We start from the raw sequence: 21,950 nt of genomic DNA, 5'->3' as shown, positions 1-21,950 counted from the left end.
TGCTCCTCTTTCGTGTCCGAGATCGTCGCCAAACGCTCGAATACGAGTAGAATCAACACCGTGCGCCATGTCCACCAAATTTAAACCGGACAGCAGTGGGACAAGCCCGAGGAGGACGTCGAATATGGGGCTAAACGTCAAATCGGCGGGATTTTCCCAAGCGGAATAAAGCCGCTGACCGTGGCGCGGCCACGATCCACAACGAGATCGACGGATGCCCGGTCGCCGCCGCCGGCGAGCGCGCCGAGCAGTTTGCGGGCCGTATCGATGGTGGACTGCAGCTGCGGGAAGACCTGCTTGGCATTGTCCGACCATGCGCCGAGCTTTTCGATTTCCAGCTTGAACTGGCCGGAGAGATAGCCCTCATTGTCGAAGGAGAAGGGGCCGCTGATGCGCATGGTGCGGCCCTCGCCAATATCGGCCACCAGCCGGCGAAGCTCGCCGCTCGCGCCATACAGGCCCGAACTGTCGCTGCCATCCACCATGCCCGCCTTGCCGGCAAGGGTGACATCGGCGATGGCGTTGAGGCGCGGCAGAAGCTGCGGCCAGTCCTTGATGACGGTTGCGGAGTCGGTGAGCGTGATGGCTCCGTCGAGATCGGCGCCGTTCTGGCGCAGATGCATTTCCGTTTTGACCGCATCGAAATCGATGGTCTGGCCGGTGACGGAGGAAACCGCCTGTGCTTTCAGCCCGTCGATGACGAGCGAGCTGCGGTCGATGCCCTTCAGCTTGGTGACGATGCTGGACTGCATGTTCTGCCAGGCGGCCGAAATTGTCAGGCCATGGGCGGAACGGATCTCCGCCGGCGAATCGAGTTCCCAGACGATGTGCCCGGGATTATAAACCTGCGCTGCCGAGCGAAGTTCGCCGAAGGAAGCGGAAACGCCGTTCTCCTTGTCATCCACCGTCACTTTGGAGCAGAAGAGGCCGATGCGGAAGGGATAACCCTTGAAGGCGATATCGCCGCATTCGCCGCTGACGCTGCGGGCCTGCGAGGGGGCAATGACGTTCAGAACCGTCTGCTTCAGCCTGTCGGCGGCGTAAAACCACCCGGCGGTATAAAGTCCGATGACCACGAGGATGGCGATGGCGAGCCAGAGGAATTTTTTGGCGGTGCCGGATTGGCTTGACGCTGCCATATTGATCTCCGATGAACAGACTTCAGACAATTTCGATTTGGCTTGGGATATGGACGATTTTTGGGTCTTTGGCTACGGTTCGTTGATGTGGAACCCCGGCTTCGCCTTTGAAGAGCGGCAGCAGGCGCGGCTGCACGGGTATCGGCGCTCGCTTTGTATCAGTTCCAACTTTTATAGAGGCACCGAAGAAAAGCCCGGTCTCGTTCTCGGCCTGGAGCGTGGCGGCTCCTGCCTTGGCGTCGCTTTCCGCGTGCGCGGGCAGGACCGCGAACCAGTCATGATCTATCTGCGCGAGCGCGAACTGGTGACGAATGTCTATAAGGAGCGGCTGGTTTCCATCGCGCTTTCCGATGGCAGGCGCAGCAGCGCCGTAACCTATGTGGCCGATCCCGCGCACGAGCAATATATCGGCGGTCTCGGCATTGCCGAATCGGCGACCATCGTCGCAGCCGCATCGGGCCGGTCCGGGCCGAATACGGATTATGTCTTCAACACCGTGCAGCATCTGCAGGAGATGGGCATTCGCGATTCCCTGCTGGAGAGCATCGCCAAAAATGTCGGCGCGCTCGCCGCTCAGCCGGCGGCGGTTTCCTTGCCCTGAAGTTCGGCGATCCGCTTCACGGCGGTCGGCGGCAGCGGCAAATGCGGGTTGTTGCGCACGGTTTCCAGCAGCAACTCGTCGCTCGCCTTTTCCGTTACATCGATCAGGCGCTTGAAAAACACGTCGGGGTCCAGCCCCGGCTCGATGGCCGGCAGGATACGCACCTTGAAATGGCCGGGATAGCGCATGGTGGACCGGCGCGGCCAGAACAGGCCGGGATGCATGGCGACGGGAATGACCGGAACCTGCAGATCGCGGTAAAGCCTTGCGATGCCGTAACGGTATTCGGGCTCGGCGCCCGGCGGGCGGCGCGTGCCCTCGGGATAAATGATGAGTTCGCGACCGGCGGCCATTTCCTCTTTTGCCCGCTCCATCACCTTCAGCATCACCTTGCCGCGTGCGGCGCGGTTAACCGGGATCATGCGCTGTTTCATGGCGTACCAGCCGAACAGCGGAATCCACAAAAGCTCGCGCTTCAGAATATAGACCGGATCGGGAAGATTGGGCAGCAGAGCGTAGGTATCCCAGAAGGACTGGTGCTTAGGTGCGAAGATGCAGCCGGTTTCGGGAATGTTTTCCAGCCCTTCGACCTCGAAGGTGGTGCCGACGATGGTCTTCATCAGCCAGTGGTTGGATCGCGCCCAGTTCTTGGGAATTTCATAGGCGATCTTGCGCGGCAGGATGAAATAGATCGGCGTCAGCACGATCATGCGGACAATCAGGTTGAGATAAAACAGCGTATTGAAAAGAAAAGAGCGCAGCTTGAGCATCAACAGCCTTCCCGGAGCGCAGCCGTTCCGAAGCCCTGGACAGGTCTCGATGCCGGATGCCGATGCCAGACGCCTACACGAAAACAAGGGGCCGCAGCAAGCGCGTTCTCGCCGGTCAGGACGAAGCGGTTGTCGTCTTTATCCGGGAATGATCGGCGGCGGCCTTGCGCAGACCGTCACCCTTGCCGAAGCCGGTGAGGTCGCGTCCCGCTGCCGCCACGAACTTCAGATATTCGTAAAGCATGGTTCTCACCACATCCGGCTCCACGAACCAGTTGGTGCGGGCAAGATCGGCGCTGATGACGGGATAGGCGATGAATTGCGTCTGCGGGCTGGCACTGCGCAATTCATGAAGGCTGCGATGCATATGATAATTATTTGTGACGACCACGATGGACGAGTAGTTGTGATCGCGTATCCAGCTCGCCGCCTCATTGGCGTTGCCGATTGTGTCTATCGCCTTGTAGCCCATATCCACGCAGCAAGAAAACATGTCGGATGACCCTTGCGTCATCTTGCGGATCTGCGAGCGGGTGGTGGCCGGGTTGACGCCGGAAATCAGAAGCCGCTTGCCCACGCCGTCTCTCAGCAGGCCGACCGCCTGTTCGATGCGCTGATAACCGCCGGTAAGCACGATGATGGCATCGCCTCTTGCCCCCTCCGGCGGACGCATGGAGGCGACGGAATCGGCAAACCACAGGAAACCGCCGGAAAATGCGCCGAGCACAATGACGCAAAGCAGGATGATGGCGCGAATAAAACGGCGCAGAGGACCGCGCCGCGACAACAGGCCCTTTCTGGCCGGTCGCGCTGTCGCCTGATCCTGGTCCATCCGACTCACAAACATTCCTCCTGAATACTCGCCGATTAAGGCAAGGAACAGGCATTTTTGTCCACCGTCTGCAGGTTACATCCGGCTTGTGACGCTTTCAGTCTCACCGCAGGATTCCGGGGTGTTCTCACGATGCAAGACCGTCACTTTTCGATGGATCGGAGCGGACGCGGTCGATATCGTCGATGGTGCGGATGACGGTCACGCGGGCCGTAATGGTGGTCAAAAGCGCGATGATGATCATCGTCATGGCAATGCCGAAATAGCCGCCGAGACCGACCGAAAACGAGCCGAAAAGCGCGCTCGCCTGATCGCTCTGCGGCGTGGCGACCGTGCTCGATTGCCAGAAACCGGCGACAAGGAAAACCGCCGCGGCCAGTGCGCTGCCCGCCGCCGCCCCCTTGAGACTGATCTTCAGGAAATGTTTCTGGAATTCGCGCGCTACAAAACTGCTTTCCGCGCCAACGAAGTGCAGCACCTCGACGATATGCCGGTTGCCGGAAAGCGCGCCGCGCGTCGCAAACACCACCGTCAGCACCATGGCGGTAAAGACGAGGATAAGAACGCCGACGCCGATCATGACAGTGGTTCTCGCCATGGAGACCAGCCTGTCGACCCAGGTGCGGTGGTCGTCCAGAAACGCCTGCGGAATCTCCGCCTTCAGCATATCGCGCATCGCCTGGAAATCGGGCGGATTGTTTTCGTCGATGGTGATGACGACGAGACGCGGCACCGGCAATTCGGAAAGATCGAGACCGCTGCCGAGCCACGGTTCCAAAAGGCGCGATGTCGCCGCATCGTCGAGGATGGTGCCATCCCGCGTGCCGACGAAGGTGAGCGCCAGATTGCGCGCCTTATTCAGCGCCGCATCCATGTCCAGCCCGTCTTCAGGCTTGATCTGAATGGTGATCTCGCGGGAAATCTGGCTCTGCCAGGTGGCGGCGGTGGCGCGCACCATGGAGACGGCGCCCAGCGTCAGGCAGGCGAGAAAGGCCATGATGGCGATCACCACCATCAGCGCATTGCCCTGAATGTTGGAGGGCGGCAGGATGGGCGCCATCGGGCGGATGCGCATGGGCGGGCGCTTCGGCTGCGCCGCTTCCGGCTTCAATTGTTTGCGGTTGATCTCATTCATAGATGTCGAGCCGCCCTTCGGTCAGGATCATTCGGCGCGCATCGATCTGGTCCATCAGGCCGAAATCATGGGTGGCGATGACGACGGCCGTGCCCAGCCGGTTGAGTTCCAGAAACAGGTTGAGAAGGCGCTTGGCCATCGGCGGATCGACGTTGCCGGTCGGCTCGTCGGCAAGCAGTATTTCGGGCTGGTCCATCAAGGCGCGGGCAATGGCGGCGCGCTGCTTTTCCCCGCCGGAAAGAATGGCCGGCAACACATTGATGCGTTCGCCGAGCCCGACCCATTTCAGCAGCTCGATCACATCGTTGCGATAGGCGCTCTCTTCCTTGCCGCGCACACGCAGCGGCAGGGCGACGTTCTCATAGGTCGTCAGATGATCGAGCAGCCGGAAATCCTGAAACACGATACCAACGCGGCGGCGCAGCATCGGCAACTCGCTGCGCGGAATGCGGGATACATCGCGGTTGAACATGCGGATATTGCCGCGTGTCGGCTGCAGCGACATTAAAAGCAGGCGGAGCAGCGTCGTCTTGCCGGCGCCCGACGGGCCGGTCAGAAACTGGAACGAACCCTTGGGGATATCGAAGGTCATGTCCCTCAGGATCTCGGGTCCCATGCCGTAACGCAACCCGACATTTTCGAAATGGATCAACGGACTTCCAGTCTCTTCGTTTCGTGGTGGTTCGCAAGCCGCTGGCGCGTGGGGTTCGGATGTCGGGGTTTAACCCGGATCCGGCAGCCTGTGCGAGACGTTTTTGCGAAGCATTAACCAATTAAATTTAAAACTTGGCAGGATTCGTTGCAATGCCCAGTTTTGCGGGCCGGAAAACCTCACCCAGGGAATTCTATGGCTATGTTCCGTTCATCTCGCCGGCAAGCGGCATTCGATTTCGACCTCCTGATGCCGGAAACGCCGGTGCGCCGCACGGCGCGGGCGGCAAATCCCGACCGCGATGTGGTAGACGCGGAATTTGTCACCATCAAGGAAAACCGTTCGCGGCAACCCGGAAACGACAATCGCGGTGCAGCGCGCCGGCAGGCGGCAAAATCACCCGTCACCATCGGCGTGCTCGGCCTCGCTTTCATCGGCTGGCTGGACCGCAGATTATCCCGTCTTTCGGCTGATGCCTATTCGGCGCTAGTGGCGGGGCTTGCGATTTTCGTCTTCGTCTGTTCGGGCGGTCTTTCGGTGGTCGTGCCTGAAAAGCCGGCTGTTGCCGCTTCGGTGAACCCGCTCGCCATTTCCCATGTCACCGTGACCCCGATGGAGGCGGATGGCATGGATACTCTGCTCATCAACGGCATTGTCGAAAACAATGGCGGCAATCTCGAAGAGGTGCCGGCCCTCCGCGCCGATCTCTTCGCCGCCAAGGGACAACTGGTGGCCAGCATGGTCATCGAACCGCCGGTGAAGGAGATGCAGCCCGGTTTCAGCCACGGTTTTTCGGCAAAGTTGCGCCATCCCGGTGGAAAAACGCCTGAGATCAAGCTTTCCTTCGTCGAGGCGGGTGCGTCCGAACGCTGATTGTGCTAACGCGTGGTCTTCGTATTTTTACTGAAAGGTAAAATCGGCAAGGCGCAGCACAGGAGTAAGAATGCCCGTCGTCCGTGGAAAAAACATCGAGCCGCTTTATACCGCCGAGCAGATCGCCGAGCGCAATCGCGACATGGCCAAGCACATCGCCAGCGGCCCGACCAAGGATTTACTGGTCATTGCCGTGCTCAAGGGATCGTTCATTTTCGCGGCCGATCTTATCCGCGCGCTGCATGACAGCGGCCTTGCCCCTGAAGTCGAGTTCATCACGCTTTCGAGCTACGGCACTGGCACGGTTTCGCAAGGCGTCAGGATCGTCAAGGATATCGACAGCGACGTGAAGGACCGCGATGTCCTCCTGATCGACGATATTCTCGAATCCGGCCGCACGCTGCGTTTCGCCAAGGAACTGCTTTACGAGCGTGGCGCCCGCAACGTCACCATCGCCGTGCTGCTCGACAAGAAGGTCAAGCGCAAGGAGGATCTGGAGGCCGATTATGTCGGTTTCGAATGTCCGGATTATTTCGTCGTGGGTTACGGCATGGATGTCGCTTATGCCTTCCGCGAACTGCCCTTTGTCGGCGTCGTGACCGGCGACGCCTGAGTACTTTGCCGTGCCGGAACGGCACAGGACGGAGACGCCTCATTAACCATTCACCCAGCGAAGGGCTGGGTGTTTACCTCTTGAAAAGAGGAGCCTGCGATGTTGCTCACGGCTGGAAATGATGCCCAGGAGCAATGAGTAATGGCGAAGATTCTGATTACCGAAGACGAGGATGCATTGCGGGCTTTCGTCGCTCGCGCGCTGCGTCTCGACGGTCACGAGACCCATGAGGCGGCGGATGGCGAGCAGGGGCTGGAAAAGCTTCAGGAAACCAGTTTCGATCTTCTTCTCTCGGATATCCGCATGCCGGTCATGGATGGCATCGAGCTGGCGCACCGCGCCGCCGAACGCTTCCCGGCCATGCGCATTTTGCTGATGACGGGTTATGCCGAGCAGCGCGAACGGGCTGACGATCTGGCGACGAAGATTGTGGACGTGGTTTCCAAACCCTTTGCGCTTCCCGATATTCGCAAGGCCGTGGCGCGGGCGCTTGCGGCCTGAGCTACAGGATTGCAGAGATTAAAGGGCGGCCGTCGGGCCGCCTTTTTTGTTGATCAGCCCCCTGGCTCAGCGCAGTTCCTGCCTCCGTCATTCCGGCCTTGAGCCGGAATCCAGCCAGCCCAAGTCCTTGGGCTGAAAGAACTCTTTCCGCCGCGCAGACGCGCGTCTGCTGGATGCCGGATCAAGTCCGGCATGACGGAAACTTCAGCTTCTGAAACAGGATGTAACGAGGCACGCCATTAGTTGTGCGAACCCTCACTGTATATCCAGCAACCGCTCCAGATAACGCCGCTCCACCTCGCCCGGCGGATTGTTGCCGAGCTTCTCACGGATCGCCTCGAGGATTTCGCGGGCGCGCTGCACGTCGATTTCGTCCGGCACCTTCACCTGATCGCCGAAATCCGGGCCGGTGGTGCTGCGCGGACGGCCAAGCGGATCACGGCCGTTCTGGCCGCCCTGGCCCGCCATGCCCTCCTGACCCTGTCCGGGTTGTTGGCCCTGCTGGCGCATGGCCTGCATGATCTGGCCCATCATGTCCTGTGCGCCCTGCCGCAGCGCATTCAGCGCATTGCCCTGTCCTTCGACAGCCTGTTCGCCCTGGCCCTTGCCCAGCGCCTCGCCGGCGCCTTGCATTTCCTGTTGCGCCTTGCCGAAGTTTTCACCCGGTTCCATACCGAGATCGCGCAGCCCCTGCTGCAATTCGCCCAGCTGCTTGCCGAGCGCATCCTGCTGCGCCCGCAGGTTTTTCAGCGCCTCGCGTAGCTGTTCAGCGGTCATCTGGTCGCTCGGCTGTTGTCCGCCCTGCTGACCATTTTGACCCTGTTCGCCTTGCTGACCCTGCTGCGGTTGTTGGCCATTTTCGCCCATCTGCTGGTCGTTTTCGCCTTCGCCGCCCTGTTGCGGGTCGCCGCGCTGCATGCGGTCGCGCAGCGCCTGATCGAGCTTGAAGGTCTCATCCATCAGCTTCTGCTGCTGTTGCAGGATTTCGCCCAGCTTGTCGATCTGCTGGCGCATCTTGCTGCTCTGCTGCTGCCCCTGCTGGCCCTGACGCTGCGGGCGGCCCGCCTGCAGATTGTTCATCATGCGCTGCAGCTGCGATAGCATTTCCTGCGCCGCGTCGCGATTGCCCGAACGGGCGAGGTTTTCGATCTGGTTCATCATGTTTTCCAGATCGCGCTGGCGCAACACGTTCTGCGTCTGCTGGTTCATGTTGGCCTGCGGCGCATTCTGCATGCGCTGGGCAAGCTCGCTCATGAACTGCTGCATGGCCTCGCGCAGTTCCTGCATCAGCTTGGCGATTTCCTCGTCGGAGGCATTGCGCTGAAGCGCTTCGGAAAGCGCATTCTGCGCATCGCGCAGGCGCCTTTCGGCCTGTGAAAGATCGCCATCCTCGATGCCGAGCGCGATCTCCCAGAGGTAATCGGCCGTATCCTTCAGCATTTCCTCATTATAGGCGAGGCGCATGCGGGTCTGCGCCGATTGCAGCAGGAGATAATGGGTGGTGTTGGGAATGGTCTCTTCCGGGCGCAGGCCCACCGCCTCGTTATAGGCGATCGCCTTCGGCATCTGGCGCGTATCGAGCGAGAAGATCTGCCGCTGCTCGGCAATGGAGGCGGCCAGCGGTTCGGAGAAGTTGCGGCCCGGCAGCACCATTTCATGCGCGGGGCTGCGGCCGGTCTGGCCGGCGCCGTCCGTCGCCACCAGCGTGATGCGCACGCGTTTTCCCGCCATCGGATGTTCGGTCAGGTTGCGGCTGGTCAGGCCCTTGATCTCGCGATTGTTCTGCCGCGGCAGATCGAGCTTGAATTCCGGCGGCGGATAAAGCGCGGTCGCACCTTCCGCAACGCCAATCGGCTCGATGATGGCGTGGGCTTCCTTCAGCCCATAATCGTCCTTGGCGGTAAAGCCCACTTCCAGCGCGCCATTGACGGCCCGGCGCGGCATGTTGTCGAAGGCGATGCTGGGCGGCTGGTCGGGGATGACGTTGAACACCCATTGTTCGCCATTCGCGGTAATCATGCCGCTTTCGGTAACATCCATAGCGAAAGTGCGCGGCGCGACCGGCTGATCCGCCGAACGAGCCGGCGTTTGAACGGCGATATCGCCGCTTGCGCTATCGGCACGTGCCGCTTCCGGCGCAAGCTTTTGCAGCGCGCCTGCCATTTCAGGCTCGAAAGTCACTTCCTCGCCGCCATCGCCGCCGGTCATGCGGATCGTCAGCTTGGAGGATTGCGGCACGGAAACCGCATCACGGTTGGTTGCATCGCGTCCGGTCAGGAAAATCGGCGCGCGGCCGGTATAGGATGGCGGCGTGACCCAGGCATCGAGACGGATATCCGGATTGAGCGGACCGACAGCCGGTCGGCTGCGGAAGGCATCGGCAATCGTGCCCGCGCCGTTGGAATAGGAGAAACCGAAGGCGGCGGCCAGAAGAAGGGCGGGGACGGCGCGCAGCGCCAGACGGTCATAACGGGCGATATCGGGTTTCGGCAGGCCGGCATTCAGCGCGGCGATGCGCTCCGCCATGCGGATCTGATGTTCTTTCCACAGCGTTCGGGAAAAAGGCGTGTCGAAGGCCGGTTCGTCCTCCTGCACGCCAACCGGCTGGTGCGCGAGACCGTTGCGGTCTTCAAGCAGGCGGGAGGCATCATTATCCGTCGGCCATTTCAGCCGCAGGATTGGCAAAAGCGTGGCGATGAAACTGAAAACAAGCACGAAAACAACGCCGAGCCGCAGGAAATCCGGCATCTGCCGGTAAAGACCGAACCAGGCAAGCGCCAGAAACACGGCGGCGATGGAGAGCGGCCACAGCGTTTTCGGCGCAATTTTTTCCGAAAGCAGTACGATTTTAGCGAAGAAGCGCTTGGCGGCAACCCGGCGGGCAAGGTCCGGCCGCTGCGCGAACGCGCCGGTCGGGCGCTTTCTGCCTGTCCTGTCCTCTCCGGCTGTGGTCATCAATCCGTTCTCCCGGTTCTGGCCACGTCGAACGCCATTCCCGGAACGGCGAGCTGTTTCATGTCACGGAGCAAGGATAACATTCTTTGTGGCGAAGACGAGGGCACCCAAGCCCTCACCCCCATTTTTTAGGCAGCTTCGCTTGATTGTGATCGACCAACCGGTGATGCAGGCGAGATCAATCGAGCCAGGCGGGCACGGAATCGAGCGCGATCAGCTCTTCATAGGTGCCGCGCGGACGGATGACGTGGAACTTGTCTTCCTTCACCAGCACTTCCGGCACCAGCAGGCGCGAGTTGTAGGTGCCGGCCTGCACCGCGCCGTAAGCACCGGCGGAACTGACGGCGATCAGGTCGCCCGGCTGCGGCGCAGCCATCTCGCGGTCGAGCGCCAGATAGTCGCCGGTCTCGCAAACGGGGCCGACGATATCGGCCTTGATGCGTGGCGTGTTCTCTGCCGGCTGCACCACCGGACGGATGCCGTGATAGGCCTCATAAAGCGTCGGGCGGATGAGGTCGTTCATCGCGCCGTCGACGATTACGAAGGTCTTTTCGCCGCCATCCTTCACATAAATCACCTCCGTCACCAGAATGCCGGCATTGCCGACAATCAGGCGGCCGGGCTCGGTGACGATCTTGCAGTTGAGGCTCTTTAGTTCGTTCTTGACGATATGCGCATAGGCATCCGGCAGCGGCGGCGGATTATTGTCATCGCGATAGGGAATGCCGAGACCGCCGCCAATATCGACGTGGCTGATCGTGTGGCCGTCAGTGCGCAGCGCCTCGACAAGTTCGCGCAGCAGCCGGAAAGCGTCCTCGAAAGGCTGCAATTCGGTGATCTGGCTGCCGATATGCATGTCGATGCCGGTCACTTCGATGCCGGGCAGGGTGGCGGCATGGGCATAGACCGCGCGGGCGCGCTCATAGGAAATGCCGAACTTGTTTTCTTTCTTGCCGGTGGAAATCTTGGCGTGGGTGCGCGCATCCACATCCGGATTGATGCGGAAGGACACATGCGCCCGCTTGCCGACTGTCACGGCGCGCAGGTTGAGGACTTCCAGTTCCGGCTCGGATTCGATGTTGAAACAGTAGATGCCGGCTTCCAGCGCGTAATCCATTTCCGCAACCGTCTTGCCGACGCCGGAAAACATGATGCGGCTTGCCGGAACGCCGGCTGCGAGTGCTCGGCGCAATTCGCCGCCCGAGACGACGTCGATGCCCGCGCCGAGCTTTGCCAGCGTCTTCAAAACCGCCTGGTTGGAATTGGCCTTCATGGCGTAACAGACCATGGCGTCCACATCCGCAAAAGCTCCGGAAAACACCTTGTAATGGCGCTCGAGCGTCGCAGTCGAATAGATGTAGAACGGCGTGCCGACCGCCTTGGCGATCTCGGGCACGGGCACGTTTTCGGCGTGCAGCACGCCGTCGATATAGCCAAAGTGGTTCACAGGCTTTTATCCGTCAGAGAAGCTTGTCGAGAATGAACGGCCGTTCCGCCGTTGCCGGCTTTGTCTCCGTTCCGTCGGCATTGCGCTTGTTGCGCATTTCGACCGGCGTGCTCGGCGGGTCGATGTCGCCCTTACGCCCGCAGGCGCTGAGAACAAGGCTGACGGCGAGCGTCATGCCGATGGGAACGATGAGTTTGCGCGCGGTTTTTGAAAGCATGGGCCTGTCCAAAGGAAATATGTGCCTCTCTGATAACGAAAAACAGGGCGCTTGTGCACCCTGTTTCTTGTGATCGCAGCGTAACGCGATTTTATCAGTTGCGTCCGCGCCACCAGGCGATCTGCTTCTTCACTTCCGAAGGCGCCGTGCCGCCGAAACTGGTACGGCTGGCAACCGATGCCTCGACGGACAGAACGTCGAAAACGCCCTTGGTGATGCCGGGGTGGATGGCCTGCAATTCCTCCAGCGAAAGATCGGCGAGGTCGCAGCCCTTCTTTTCCGCCAGCGCCACGGCATTGCCGGTCACGTGGTGGGCATCGCGGAAGGGCAGGCCCGCTTCGCGCACCAGCCAGTCGGCAAGATCGGTGGCCGTGGAATAACCTGAACCGGCGGCGGCGCGCATGCGGTCCTTGCGCACCTCGAGGTCGCGGATCATGCCCGTCATGGCGGCAATCGCCAGTTCCACGCTTTCGGCGGCATCGAAAACCTGTTCCTTGTCTTCCTGCATGTCCTTGGAATAGGCGAGCGGCAGGCCCTTCATGACCGTCAGGAGGGCGATCAGCGAGCCGTTGATGCGGCCGGTCTTGGCGCGCACCAGCTCGGCGGCGTCAGGGTTCTTCTTCTGCGGCATGATCGAGGAGCCGGTGGAGAAGGCGTCCGACAGGCGGATGAAGCCGAATTGCGGCGTCGACCAGATGACGATTTCTTCGGCGAGGCGCGACAGGTGCGTCGCGCAGATGGAAGCGATAGACAGGAATTCCAGCGCGAAATCGCGGTCGGAGACGGTGTCGATGGAATTGCGGGTCGGCTCGCGGAAACCGAGCGCCTTGGCCGTCATGTGGCGGTCGATGGGATAGCCGGTGCCGGCAAGGGCGGCCGCGCCGATCGGGCTTTCGTCCATATGCTCGATGGCGTGGCGCACGCGGGCGCGGTCACGGCCGAACATTTCCACATAGGCCATGCAATGATGGCCGAAGGTGACGGGCTGGGCGGTTTGCAAATGGGTGAAGCCAGGCATGACGGTATCGGCATTTTCTTCGGCGCGATCTAGGAAGGCGGCGATGAGGGTGGTCAACATACCCTCGGTCTTCTGCAGTTCTTCCTTGACCCACAGGCGGAAATCGAGCGCCACCTGATCGTTGCGCGAGCGTGCGGTGTGCAGGCGGCCGGCGGCGGGGCCGATCAGCGTCGCAAGCCGCGCTTCGATGTTCATGTGAATGTCTTCGAGCTTGCGCGAGAATTCGAATCTGCCGGATTCGATCTCTGACAGGATCGTGTTCAGGCCATCGGTGATCTTGTCTTTATCTTCCGGCGAAATAATGCCTTTAGATGCCAGCATGGCGGCATGCGCCATAGAGCCGCGGATATCCTGGGCGTAAAGCTTCTTGTCGAAGCCGATGGAGGCATTTATCTCTTCCATGATGGCAGACGGCCCGGAAGCGAAACGCCCGCCCCACATCTGGTTGGAGGATTTCTGATCTGTGCCGTCAGCCATGTTCGCAGTGCCCTGGAGTATTCGATGACAGAAAAAAGGCCGTTCAGGCTTCCTTCCGCCAAGTTGGTTGCAATTGCTGCCGTTGCCGGTGTCTTAAGCGGCGCGGGCGCGGTCTGGTTCAGGCATATTGGGTCTGAGAGCCCGGTTCAAGGGGCAGCGGTGACTGACGCCGGTTTATGTGAGGGGGCGGCGAACCGCATCGCCTCGCTGAAGCCGTTTCTGAAGGGGCAGGTGGCGGCCATGTCGGCCACGGACACGCCGCGCGTCATTCCCCTCTCCTTCAAGGGGCCGCAGGCGCAGGACATGACGCTTGCCGATCTCAAGGGTAAGACGGTTCTTCTCAACCTCTGGGCCACATGGTGCGTGCCCTGCCGCGAAGAGATGCCGGCGCTGAACGCGCTTGAAAAGGAAAAGGGCGGTAACGCTTTCGAGGTCGTGGCCGTCAACATCGATACCGGCGCGGATGAAAAACCGAAAGCCTTCATGGATGAATACAAGATCGATGCCCTGAAGCACTACCGTGACAGTTCCATGGGCGTCTTCAACGTTCTGAAAAAGGAAGGCCTAGCCTTCGGCCTGCCGGCAACCCTGCTGCTGGACGAAAACGGCTGCCTGCTTGCGGCCATGAACGGCCCGGCGGCGTGGGACAGCGAGGATGCCAAGGCGCTGGTATCGGCGGTGAAGGCTAAATAATTTTTAAATTCGTGCGGGAGGGTTTTCCCTCCCTCATCCGGCATTCGGTCAGCGCGTCGGAACCGGAGTTTCGCCGCGATAGTCGTAGAAGCCTCGGCCGGATTTGCGGCCGAGCCAGCCGGCCTCGACATATTTGACCAGCAGCGGGCAGGGGCGATACTTGCTGTCGGAAAGGCCGTCATGCAGCACCTGCATGATCGACAAACAGGTGTCGAGACCGATGAAATCGGCAAGCTGCAGCGGTCCCATCGGGTGGTTCGCGCCGAGCCGCATGGCGGTGTCGATGGCTTCCACCGAGCCGACGCCTTCATAAAGCGTATAGATCGCCTCGTTGATCATCGGCAGCAGGATGCGGTTGACGATGAAGGCCGGGAAATCCTCGGCAACGGTGATCGCCTTTTCCAGCGTCCGCACATAGTCCTTGGCCGCATCGAAGGTCTTTTCATTGGTGGCGATGCCGCGCACCAGTTCCACCAGCTTCATGACCGGCACCGGATTCATGAAGTGGATGCCCATGAACTGTTCGGGACGGTCGGTGGCGGATGCAAGCCGGGTGATGGAGAGCGACGAGGTATTGGTGGCGAGCAGCGCCTCGGGCTTCAGGATCGGGCAGACCTGCGCATAAATCTTGCGCTTGATTTCCTCGTTTTCCGTCGCGGCCTCGATGACGAGGTCCATGGCTGCCAGATCGTTGATGTCGGTCGAGCCGCTGATGAGCGCCAGCGCCTGCTTGCGGGCGTCGTCGGAAAGCTTGCCATTGGTGACCTGGCGGGCGAGATTGCCGTTGATCGTGGCAAGACCGGCCTCGATGCCTTCCTTGGAAAGATCGTAGATATGGACCTTGTAGCCGGCAATTGCGGAGACATGCGCAATGCCGCATCCCATTTGACCGGCTCCGATGACACCGATGTTCTTAAAGGGGGCGGTCATAGGCTGGTCTCCTCTCAGGGATTTTGTCTGCGTTATTGCCGGCGATGTTACGCATATCGCCGAAAAAGAGAAGGCAGCGCGTTTAAAAAACGCGCCGCCTCCTATTTATGCTTAAATTACAGCGATTTTTCGAGTTCGGGCAGCGCCTCGAACAGGTCTGCGACGAGGCCGTAGTCGGCCACCTGGAAGATCGGCGCTTCTTCGTCCTTGTTGATGGCGACGATGACCTTCGAATCCTTCATGCCGGCCAGATGCTGGATTGCACCCGAGATGCCGGCGGCGATGTAAAGCTGCGGTGCAACCACCTTGCCGGTCTGGCCGACCTGCCAGTCGTTCGGCGCATAACCGGCATCGACAGCCGCACGGCTGGCGCCAACGGCAGCACCCAGCTTGTCGGCGACGGGAAGGATGACTTCCTTGAACTTCTCCGAAGAGCCGAGCGCGCGGCCACCCGAGATGATGATCTTGGCCGATGTCAGTTCCGGACGGTCGGACGAGGCCAGAGCATCGGAAACGAAGCTGGAAAGGCCGGGGTTTGCGGCCGCGCCGATGGTTTCAACCGCTGCCGAACCGCCTTCGGCCGCTGCTGCAAAGGCGGTTGGACGCACGGTGATGACCTTCTTCGCATCGGTCGCCTGCACCGTCTGGATGGCGTTACCGGCATAGATCGGCCGCTTGAAGGTGTCAGGGCTGACAACTTCGATGATTTCCGAGACCTGCGCAACATCGAGAAGGGCGGCCACGCGCGGCGTCACGTTCTTGGCCGAGGCGGTGGCCGGGGCGATGATGACGTCATAAGAAGGGGCGAGCGAGACGATCAGCGCCGCCAGCGGTTCTGCCAGCGCATTGGCATAGGACGCGTCGTCGGCGAGCAGCACCTTGGATACGCCGGAGAGTTTCGCGGCAGCGTCGGCGGCACCCTTGGCGCCTGAGCCAGCGACCAGCACATGGACGTCGCCGCCGATTTGCGTTGCCGCCGTCAGCGTCTTTGCCGTCAGGTCGGAAAGGGTTGCGTTGTCGTGTTCTGCCAGAAGAAGAATGGCCATAAGAATATCTCCCTTTTCCGAAACCTTAGAGGACGCCGTCGGCTTTGAGCTTTTCGACCAGCTCGGCAACCGAGCCGACCTTGATGCCGGCCTTGCGGCCTGCCGGCTCTTCGGTCTTCAGCACCTTCAGGCGCGGCGAAACATCGACGCCGAAATCGGCCGGCGCCTTTTTGTCGAGCGGCTTCTTCTTCGCCTTCATGATGTTCGGCAGCGATGCATAACGCGGCTCATTGAGACGAAGATCGGTGGTGACGACAGCGGGAAGCTTCAGCTCCACCGTCTGCAAACCGCCATCGACTTCACGGGTGACTGCGACCTTGCCATCTGCGGGCACGACCTTGGAGGCAAAGGTGCCCTGGCCCCAGCCGAGCAATGCGGCCAGCATCTGGCCGGTCTGGTTCGAATCGTCATCGATTGCCTGCTTGCCGACGATGACGAGGCCAGGCTGTTCGGCTTCCGCCACGCCCTTCAGAAGCTTGGCGACGGCGAGCGGCTCAACCGTTTCATCGGTCTCGATCAGGATGGCGCGGTCGGCGCCCATCGCGAGCGCGGTGCGCAGCGTTTCTTCCGCTTTGGCCGGGCCGATGGAGACGACCACAACCTCTTCGGCCTTGCCGGCTTCCTTCAGGCGCAGCGCCTCTTCCACCGAGATTTCGTCGAACGGGTTCATCGACATCTTCACATTGGCAAGCTCAACGCCAGAACCATCGGCTTTCACGCGGATCTTCACGTTGTAATCGACGACTCGTTTAACGGGGACAAGGATTTTCATCGGCGGCTTTCCTCAAACTCCTGTCCGCTTTGGCCAGTTGACCGCGCGGACCTCCAAAAACAGGTTGGCGACATGGATAAGCATTTTTCCCGCAATTACAACGGAGCAATCTTCATTATCACATGCACGTAAGGCATATCTTACGTTGACGTTCACGTAAATACTCTATCTCTTTCACAAGAGCTCATCTGCTCCCGTCATAGCCCCGTTCGATTTGCGACAACCCCGCCGTTTGCGACGGATTCTTGAACTGCGCCGCCCTCGGCGGAACAATGGTGCGGTCAAACAGGGGAACGCCCCGCCTGCGCATGAAAATCACCATGATTGCGCCCGCCATGATGCCACCCACATGCGCGCCCCAGGAAACGTTTTCCTCGAGCCCGAGCGCCAGCATCAGGAACTGCTGGCCGATCCACAGCGCCAGCGGAATGAAGGCGGGCAAAGGAAGCGGAATGCGCATGAGAACCAGCACCCAGACGCGCACCCTGGGATGCAGCAGGAAATAGGCCGCGACGACGCCGGAAACCGCACCCGAAGCGCCGATCAGCGGCCCTTCGGAGGTGGGGGCGACGAAACCGTGAAACAGCGCGCCGGCGATGGCGCAGACGATGTAGAAAATCAGGAAACGGAAATGGCCGAGCGCATCCTCGACATTGTCGCCGAAGACCCAGAGAAACAGCATGTTGCCGGCCAGATGCCAGAAATCGAGATGCAGGAAAGCATAGGTGACGACGGTCAGGTCATCGGGTACGACCTGCAGGGCGGGTTCCAGATAGGCGTAGTCGAACACCACTGCCGGAATGAAACCGAGGCCGAGGGCTGCGGCATTGGCCTGGGTGTCGCTGGCCAGCACCCCGGTAAACAGCCAGACCAGCACATTGACCACGATCAGGCCGATGGTGACATATTGCAGCCGGATATGTTTGAGGGAATTCGTATCGTGCAGCGGTATGAACATCGAACGCCCTTTGGTTGCGTCATTGAAACGCGTTAGCGGTTCTTGCCGGGAACCCACAATATATCGGCCTTGCCGGCATCATTGGCGAAGCGGGCGGCGACGAACAGGAAGTCGGACAGGCGGTTGGCATATTTCAGCGCCGCCGGGCTGACGATCTCATTCTCAGTGGCGGAAAGTTCCACCATCAGTCTTTCCGCGCGCCGGCAGACGGTGCGCGCCATATGCAGGCTGGCCGCCGCAGCGCTGCCGCCCGGCAGCACGAAAGAGGTGAGCGGTTCAAGGGCGGCATTGAGATCGTCGATTTCGTTTTCCAGCCGCGTGACCTGGCTTTCGACGATGCGCAGCGGCTCGTAGGAAAGCGGTTCGCCGCTGTCCGGCGTGGCGAGATCGGCGCCGAGATCGAAAAGATCGTTCTGAATGCGGAAAAGCATGGCATCCAGCTTTTCCATCCCGCCCGTATGAAGTCGTGCGACACCGATGGCCGAATTGGTCTCGTCCACCGTGCCATAGGCCTCGACGCGAAGATCGTGCTTCAGGCGGCGCGGGCCGGAAACCAGAGCCGTGGTGCCCTTGTCGCCGGTACGGGTGTAGATCTTGTTCAGCTTCACCATGTCAGCGGCCACCGCCGGTCAGCCAGAGGGTGAACATGATCAGCACAATCGCTACGGCCTGCAAAAGCAGGCGAAGCTGCATCAGTTTGTTGGAGCGGTTGGCGTCCTGTCCCTTCAGCATGTTGAAGAGGCCGCGTATCAGCACGATGACGACGAGGCCCATGAAGATAAGGGCCAGAACGGTGGTGAAGCCGGACATGCGGTATTACTCCTCCTCAATCGAATCTGCGCAGCAGACGATAGAAAAGTCCGGCAGGCAAGAGCCGTTTCAGCACAAGCCCCTGTTTGGCGGGCACGGTAACGGGATAATGCGGTTTCGGCCTTTTGGCGGTCAGGGCATGTTTCAACACGGCATAAACGGCGTCCGGGCCGAGCTTGTGGCGGTTGACGGGGCCGGAACCATCCATGCGCGCCAGCTGGCGTTTATATTCCGCCGCATGGGCGGAATTTTCGAGATCGATGTGCTCGTTGATATGGGCAAGCGCCGTCGCGGTGAATTTCGAGGTGATCGGCCCCGGTTCGATCAGGCTCACATGAATGCCGCTGCCCTGGAGCTCCATGCGCAGCGTGACGCCCAGTCCCTCGAGGGCGAATTTCGATGCGGTATAGGCGCCGCGATAACGATAGGGAACGAGACCGAGAATGGAGGAGCAATGCACGATGCGCCCCGTACCCCGGGCGCGCATGAAGGGAATGACCCGCCGTGTCAGATCGTGCCAGCCGAAGACATTGGTTTCGAACTGCGCCCGCAGCGCTTCGACAGGCAAATCCTCCACCGCGCCCGGCTGGCCATAGGCGCCGTTGTTGAAAAGCGCATCGATGCGGCCGCCGGTCCGGGCTGCGACGGTGTCCACCAGCGCGGCAATCGTCTCCGGCTTGGTGTAATCCATGATCAGGGTCTCGATGCCCTGGTTTTCAAGCGCCGCCATGTCGGCGATGCGCCGCACGGTGGCGAAAACCCGCCAGCCGTCCCGGTGGAGCGCGCCGGCGCAATGGGCGCCGATGCCCGAGGAACATCCGGTAATGATGATGACGGGTTTTTCAGACATTTGCCGCTCCGGGAAACCGACTGTTGCTCTGGCCCGATTGCCCGGCCCGTTAAAATCCGATCGCGCGAAATCCGTGCCCTTCTGGAACCGAAAGGCCAGCTTGCGCGCTGTACAAAGCGAAGCTGATTTCCCATATTCGGCTCGAAGTTACAAATGAAATGCCGATGAATGGAGGTGACATGGTTGCCGCAGTGCGCCTGGCAGGCAAGGTTGCCTTCGATGCCTATTCCCATTTCGCCGAGGATGACGGCTGGGCGATGGCGAGCCATATGGCGCTGTCGATCCTGCTGGCCCTGTTTCCGTTCCTGATCTTCGGCACGGCTCTCGCCGGTTTTCTGGGGGCGGACCAGTTTTCCGAAACGGCGGTGCATCTGATTTTCGACACCTGGCCAGCGGCGATTGCCGGGCCGCTGGCGGCGCAGGTGCAGCAGGTGCTGACCATTCCGCGCGGCGGGCTGCTGACGATTTCGGTGCTGGCGGCGGCCTATTTTGCGTCCAATGGTGTCGAGGCGTTGCGCATTTCATTGAACCGCGCCTATCGTGTTACCGAAACGCGCTGGTGGTATGTCACCCGCCTGCTCAGCCTGCTTTATGTGCTTATCGCCGTCGTGGTCTTTGCCGGCATCAGCATCGTGCTGGTCGCCGTGCCGGTCGCCACATCTTTTGCCGAGCAGCGGTTTCCGTGGCTGACGGATGTGCTGAACACCATCTCCAGCCTCGGTCTTTATGGCACCATCGTCGTGCTGACGGCGGGGCTGGTGGCGGCGCATCTGTGGCTTCCGGCCGGCAAGCGTCGCATCTGGGATGTCTGGCCGGGCATTCTTCTAACGATGATCTTCTGGGTCATCGGCGCCGCGATCTTCGCCTATTACCTCTCCACCTTCGCCAATTATGCCGCTACCTATGCCGGTCTCGCCTCAGTGATGGTGGTGCTGGTGTTTCTTTATATGGTCGGCGTCATCTTCATGCTGGGGGCTGAGGTGAATGCCGCGCTGATGAAATACAAGGTCCGCCAGATCATCCGCCGCAATATCGGTGGCAACGGCGCGCGCCGCGGGCAGGTACTAGACGAGACCGACAAGCCGGCGGATATCTGAGGGCGCAGCACCTTCCGAACGAAGGGCAGAAAGCCCGGTGCTGCCTTCGCTTTTCGAGAGCTTGCGCCCGTCCGCGCCCAGGATCAGCCGGTGATGGTGATAGGCCGGCTGCGGCAGGTTCAGCAGGTGTTGCAACAGCCGGTGAATGGCGGTGGCGTGATAGAGATCCATGCCGCGCACCACATGGGTGATGCCCTGCAACGCGTCATCCACCACAACGGAAAGATGATAGCTTGAAGGCGCGTCGGAGCGCGACAGCACCACATCGCCCCAAAGCGCTGGCAGGGCCTCGATCTGCCCCGTCTCGCCGTCGCCGCTCTCTTCCCAGAATAGAGGGATGCCGGCGGCGCGGATCGCCTTTTCCATGTCGAGCCGCCAGGCGTGCGGACGGCCGGAGGCGAGCAGCACATCCCGCTCCGCCCTTGGCCTCTCCCGGTCGATGGCCGGGTAAAGCGGCGCGCCATCGGGATCGCGGGGCCAGAGCCCGCCCTCCGCCTCGAAAGTACGAACGATCGCCCTGGTTTCTCCACGGCTTAGAAAAGCAGGGTAAGCAAGTCCTGCCTCGATCAGCCTGTCCAGCGCCACGCGGTACTCTTCGAAATGCTCCGATTGCCGCCGCACCGGTTTCTCCCAGTCGAGACCCAGCCAGCCAAGATCGTCATAGATCGCCTGTTCCAGCTCCGGGGTGCAGCGCGTCTGGTCGATATCCTCGATGCGAAGCAGAAAGCGGCCGCCATTGTCTCGCGCCATATCGTGGTTCAGGAAGGCGGAAAGCGCGTGGCCGAGATGCAGAAGGCCATTGGGGCTTGGCGCAAAACGGTAAACCGGTTTTTGACGGAGAGGCGAAGGCATGGTTTCTTCTGCCATGTTTTAAAGCACCCTACCAGCCGGCTGGCGGCATATGGAATGACGGACATGAAAATCATTACCGGGATGGACGACATCAGCGAAGGGCTGGAGCATCTCGCCCAACTCGATCCGGCTCTCGGCCTCGTCATCGAAAAAGCCGGTCCGCTGGAACTGCGCATTCATGAGCCCGGCTTTGCCGGCCTTGCCCATATCGTCGTCTCGCAGATGGTGTCGCGCGCCAGCGCCAATGCCATATGGGCGCGTATCCTTGCCGGTACCGGCGGCGCGGTCACGGCGGAAAATTATCTGGCCGCACCGGAGGAATTGCGCGCCACTTTCGGCCTTTCGCGCGCCAAGGCGACGACGCTGGAAGGGCTGGCGCGCGCCGTCACGGAAGGGCAGATCGATCTTGACGGCGTGGTGCGCAAGGAGGGACGCGCTGCCCTTTCCGAGCTGGTTGCGCTTCGCGGTATCGGCCCGTGGACGGCAGAGGTCTATCTGATGTTCTGCGGCGGGCATCCGGATATTTTTCCGGTTGGCGATGTCGCGCTGAGATCCGCGGTGGCGCATGCGCTTGCCCTGGAGGTGAGGCCGGAAGCGAAATGGCTGGCGGAGCGGGCGACAATCTGGTCGCCATGGCGCTCCGTGGCCGCGCGGCTTTTCTGGGGCTACTACGCCAACATCATGCGGCGCGCCATGGTACCGCTGCCCTGAG

24 protein-coding genes are annotated in these 21,950 nt (G+C 61.0%); 7 read left to right on the top strand and 17 right to left on the bottom strand.

Annotated features, from left to right (window positions below; genetic code table 11):
* Positions 1 to 137 precede the first annotated feature (137 nt).
* A complete protein-coding gene (locus PIB16_RS20820; RefSeq protein ID WP_065657054.1) occupies positions 138 to 1,139 on the bottom strand; it encodes a DUF2125 domain-containing protein in 1,002 nt (333 codons plus the stop codon).
* A gap of 49 nt (positions 1,140 to 1,188) precedes the next feature.
* Here PIB16_RS20820 and PIB16_RS20815 point away from each other — a divergent pair, with 49 nt between their 5' ends.
* A complete protein-coding gene (locus tag PIB16_RS20815; RefSeq protein ID WP_125144919.1) occupies positions 1,189 to 1,740 on the top strand; it encodes a gamma-glutamylcyclotransferase in 552 nt (183 codons plus the stop codon).
* Here the strand turns inward: PIB16_RS20815 and PIB16_RS20810 are convergent.
* From PIB16_RS20810 to ftsE, 4 genes are all read right to left on the bottom strand, one after another.
* Positions 1,713 to 2,510, bottom strand: a complete 798-nt coding sequence (locus PIB16_RS20810; protein ID WP_065657055.1) for a lysophospholipid acyltransferase family protein — start codon at positions 2,508 to 2,510, stop codon at positions 1,713 to 1,715. The genes PIB16_RS20815 and PIB16_RS20810 overlap by 28 nt on opposite strands.
* A 115-nt stretch (positions 2,511 to 2,625) precedes the next feature.
* The gene (locus tag PIB16_RS20805; protein ID WP_271046301.1) at positions 2,626 to 3,342 is read right to left on the bottom strand and encodes a YdcF family protein; all 717 of its coding nucleotides are present in this window, start codon (positions 3,340 to 3,342) and stop codon (positions 2,626 to 2,628) included.
* Between the two features lie 127 nt (positions 3,343 to 3,469).
* A complete protein-coding gene (locus PIB16_RS20800; protein ID WP_065657057.1) occupies positions 3,470 to 4,477 on the bottom strand; it encodes a cell division protein FtsX in 1,008 nt (335 codons plus the stop codon).
* Positions 4,470 to 5,129: a cell division ATP-binding protein FtsE gene (gene ftsE, locus PIB16_RS20795; RefSeq protein WP_003497447.1), complete on the bottom strand. Its 660-nt coding sequence runs from the start codon at positions 5,127 to 5,129 to the stop codon at positions 4,470 to 4,472. The genes PIB16_RS20800 and ftsE overlap by 8 nt, the downstream gene beginning before the upstream one ends.
* A gap of 201 nt (positions 5,130 to 5,330) precedes the next feature.
* Here ftsE and PIB16_RS20790 point away from each other — a divergent pair, with 201 nt between their 5' ends.
* From PIB16_RS20790 to PIB16_RS20780, 3 genes are all read left to right on the top strand, one after another.
* The gene (locus PIB16_RS20790; protein ID WP_174045514.1) at positions 5,331 to 6,002 is read left to right on the top strand and encodes a hypothetical protein; all 672 of its coding nucleotides are present in this window, start codon (positions 5,331 to 5,333) and stop codon (positions 6,000 to 6,002) included.
* Positions 6,003 to 6,072: 70 nt separating this feature from the next.
* On the top strand, positions 6,073 to 6,615 hold the full coding sequence (gene hpt, locus PIB16_RS20785; protein WP_004445644.1) for a hypoxanthine phosphoribosyltransferase: 543 nt from the start codon (positions 6,073 to 6,075) through the stop codon (positions 6,613 to 6,615).
* A gap of 141 nt (positions 6,616 to 6,756) precedes the next feature.
* Positions 6,757 to 7,116 (top strand): response regulator, encoded by a 360-nt coding sequence (locus tag PIB16_RS20780; protein WP_046799828.1) that lies wholly within the window; start codon positions 6,757 to 6,759, stop codon positions 7,114 to 7,116.
* Between the two features lie 255 nt (positions 7,117 to 7,371).
* On the opposite strand, the gene PIB16_RS20775 is transcribed toward PIB16_RS20780, so the two are convergent.
* From PIB16_RS20775 to argH, 4 genes are all read right to left on the bottom strand, one after another.
* Entirely contained in the window at positions 7,372 to 10,071 is a 2,700-nt protein-coding gene (locus PIB16_RS20775; RefSeq protein WP_271046299.1) for a TIGR02302 family protein, read from the bottom strand.
* 178 nt (positions 10,072 to 10,249) lie between these two features.
* Positions 10,250 to 11,518 (bottom strand): diaminopimelate decarboxylase, encoded by a 1,269-nt coding sequence (gene lysA, locus PIB16_RS20770; RefSeq protein WP_271046298.1) that lies wholly within the window; start codon positions 11,516 to 11,518, stop codon positions 10,250 to 10,252.
* 13 nt (positions 11,519 to 11,531) lie between these two features.
* Positions 11,532 to 11,735: an LPS translocon maturation chaperone LptM gene (gene lptM, locus PIB16_RS20765; RefSeq protein WP_003497438.1), complete on the bottom strand. Its 204-nt coding sequence runs from the start codon at positions 11,733 to 11,735 to the stop codon at positions 11,532 to 11,534.
* A gap of 94 nt (positions 11,736 to 11,829) precedes the next feature.
* Complete coding sequence (gene argH / locus PIB16_RS20760) at positions 11,830 to 13,230, bottom strand: argininosuccinate lyase (protein WP_271046297.1); 1,401 nt, start codon at positions 13,228 to 13,230, stop codon at positions 11,830 to 11,832.
* Between the two features lie 24 nt (positions 13,231 to 13,254).
* Between argH and tlpA the strand changes: the two genes are divergently transcribed.
* Entirely contained in the window at positions 13,255 to 13,923 is a 669-nt protein-coding gene (gene tlpA / locus PIB16_RS20755; protein WP_065657062.1) for a thiol:disulfide interchange protein TlpA, read from the top strand.
* Positions 13,924 to 13,971: 48 nt separating this feature from the next.
* On the opposite strand, the gene PIB16_RS20750 is transcribed toward tlpA, so the two are convergent.
* The 7 genes from PIB16_RS20750 to PIB16_RS20720 all read right to left on the bottom strand — a co-directional run bounded on the left by PIB16_RS20750 (position 13,972) and on the right by PIB16_RS20720 (position 19,289).
* Positions 13,972 to 14,853 carry a 3-hydroxybutyryl-CoA dehydrogenase gene (locus PIB16_RS20750; protein ID WP_003523331.1) on the bottom strand — a complete coding sequence of 294 codons (882 nt, stop codon included), beginning with the start codon at positions 14,851 to 14,853 and terminating at the stop codon, positions 13,972 to 13,974.
* 116 nt (positions 14,854 to 14,969) lie between these two features.
* Positions 14,970 to 15,899 carry an electron transfer flavoprotein subunit alpha/FixB family protein gene (locus PIB16_RS20745; protein ID WP_078053341.1) on the bottom strand — a complete coding sequence of 310 codons (930 nt, stop codon included), beginning with the start codon at positions 15,897 to 15,899 and terminating at the stop codon, positions 14,970 to 14,972.
* Positions 15,900 to 15,924: 25 nt separating this feature from the next.
* On the bottom strand, positions 15,925 to 16,671 hold the full coding sequence (locus PIB16_RS20740) for an electron transfer flavoprotein subunit beta/FixA family protein (RefSeq protein WP_022563006.1): 747 nt from the start codon (positions 16,669 to 16,671) through the stop codon (positions 15,925 to 15,927).
* 184 nt (positions 16,672 to 16,855) lie between these two features.
* The gene (locus PIB16_RS20735; RefSeq protein WP_271046296.1) at positions 16,856 to 17,629 is read right to left on the bottom strand and encodes a rhomboid family intramembrane serine protease; all 774 of its coding nucleotides are present in this window, start codon (positions 17,627 to 17,629) and stop codon (positions 16,856 to 16,858) included.
* Between the two features lie 32 nt (positions 17,630 to 17,661).
* On the bottom strand, positions 17,662 to 18,240 hold the full coding sequence (locus PIB16_RS20730; protein ID WP_174045498.1) for a cob(I)yrinic acid a,c-diamide adenosyltransferase: 579 nt from the start codon (positions 18,238 to 18,240) through the stop codon (positions 17,662 to 17,664).
* 1 nt (position 18,241) lies between these two features.
* Positions 18,242 to 18,439 carry a twin transmembrane helix small protein gene (locus PIB16_RS20725; RefSeq protein ID WP_065657065.1) on the bottom strand — a complete coding sequence of 66 codons (198 nt, stop codon included), beginning with the start codon at positions 18,437 to 18,439 and terminating at the stop codon, positions 18,242 to 18,244.
* 16 nt (positions 18,440 to 18,455) lie between these two features.
* Positions 18,456 to 19,289: an SDR family oxidoreductase gene (locus tag PIB16_RS20720; RefSeq protein WP_271046295.1), complete on the bottom strand. Its 834-nt coding sequence runs from the start codon at positions 19,287 to 19,289 to the stop codon at positions 18,456 to 18,458.
* A 179-nt stretch (positions 19,290 to 19,468) separates the two neighbouring features.
* On the opposite strand from PIB16_RS20720, the gene PIB16_RS20715 reads away from it, so the two are divergent.
* The gene (locus PIB16_RS20715) at positions 19,469 to 20,386 is read left to right on the top strand and encodes a YihY/virulence factor BrkB family protein (RefSeq protein WP_078053512.1); all 918 of its coding nucleotides are present in this window, start codon (positions 19,469 to 19,471) and stop codon (positions 20,384 to 20,386) included.
* Here PIB16_RS20715 and gluQRS read toward each other — a convergent pair.
* Positions 20,354 to 21,253 (bottom strand): tRNA glutamyl-Q(34) synthetase GluQRS, encoded by a 900-nt coding sequence (gluQRS, locus tag PIB16_RS20710; RefSeq protein WP_080857433.1) that lies wholly within the window; start codon positions 21,251 to 21,253, stop codon positions 20,354 to 20,356. The two genes, PIB16_RS20715 and gluQRS, sit on opposite strands and share 33 nt — an antisense overlap.
* 39 nt (positions 21,254 to 21,292) lie before the next feature.
* Here gluQRS and PIB16_RS20705 point away from each other — a divergent pair, with 39 nt between their 5' ends.
* On the top strand, positions 21,293 to 21,949 hold the full coding sequence (locus PIB16_RS20705) for a DNA-3-methyladenine glycosylase family protein (RefSeq protein WP_271046294.1): 657 nt from the start codon (positions 21,293 to 21,295) through the stop codon (positions 21,947 to 21,949).
* The last annotated feature ends 1 nt before the right edge of the window (position 21,950 follow it).

The sequence above is a fragment of the Agrobacterium sp. ST15.13.015 genome (assembly GCF_027871645.1).
GTDB lineage: Bacteria > Pseudomonadota > Alphaproteobacteria > Rhizobiales > Rhizobiaceae > Agrobacterium > Agrobacterium leguminum.
The sequence above is the reverse complement of the archived record's forward strand: the minus strand, read 5'-3'. Positions and strand labels throughout refer to the sequence as shown.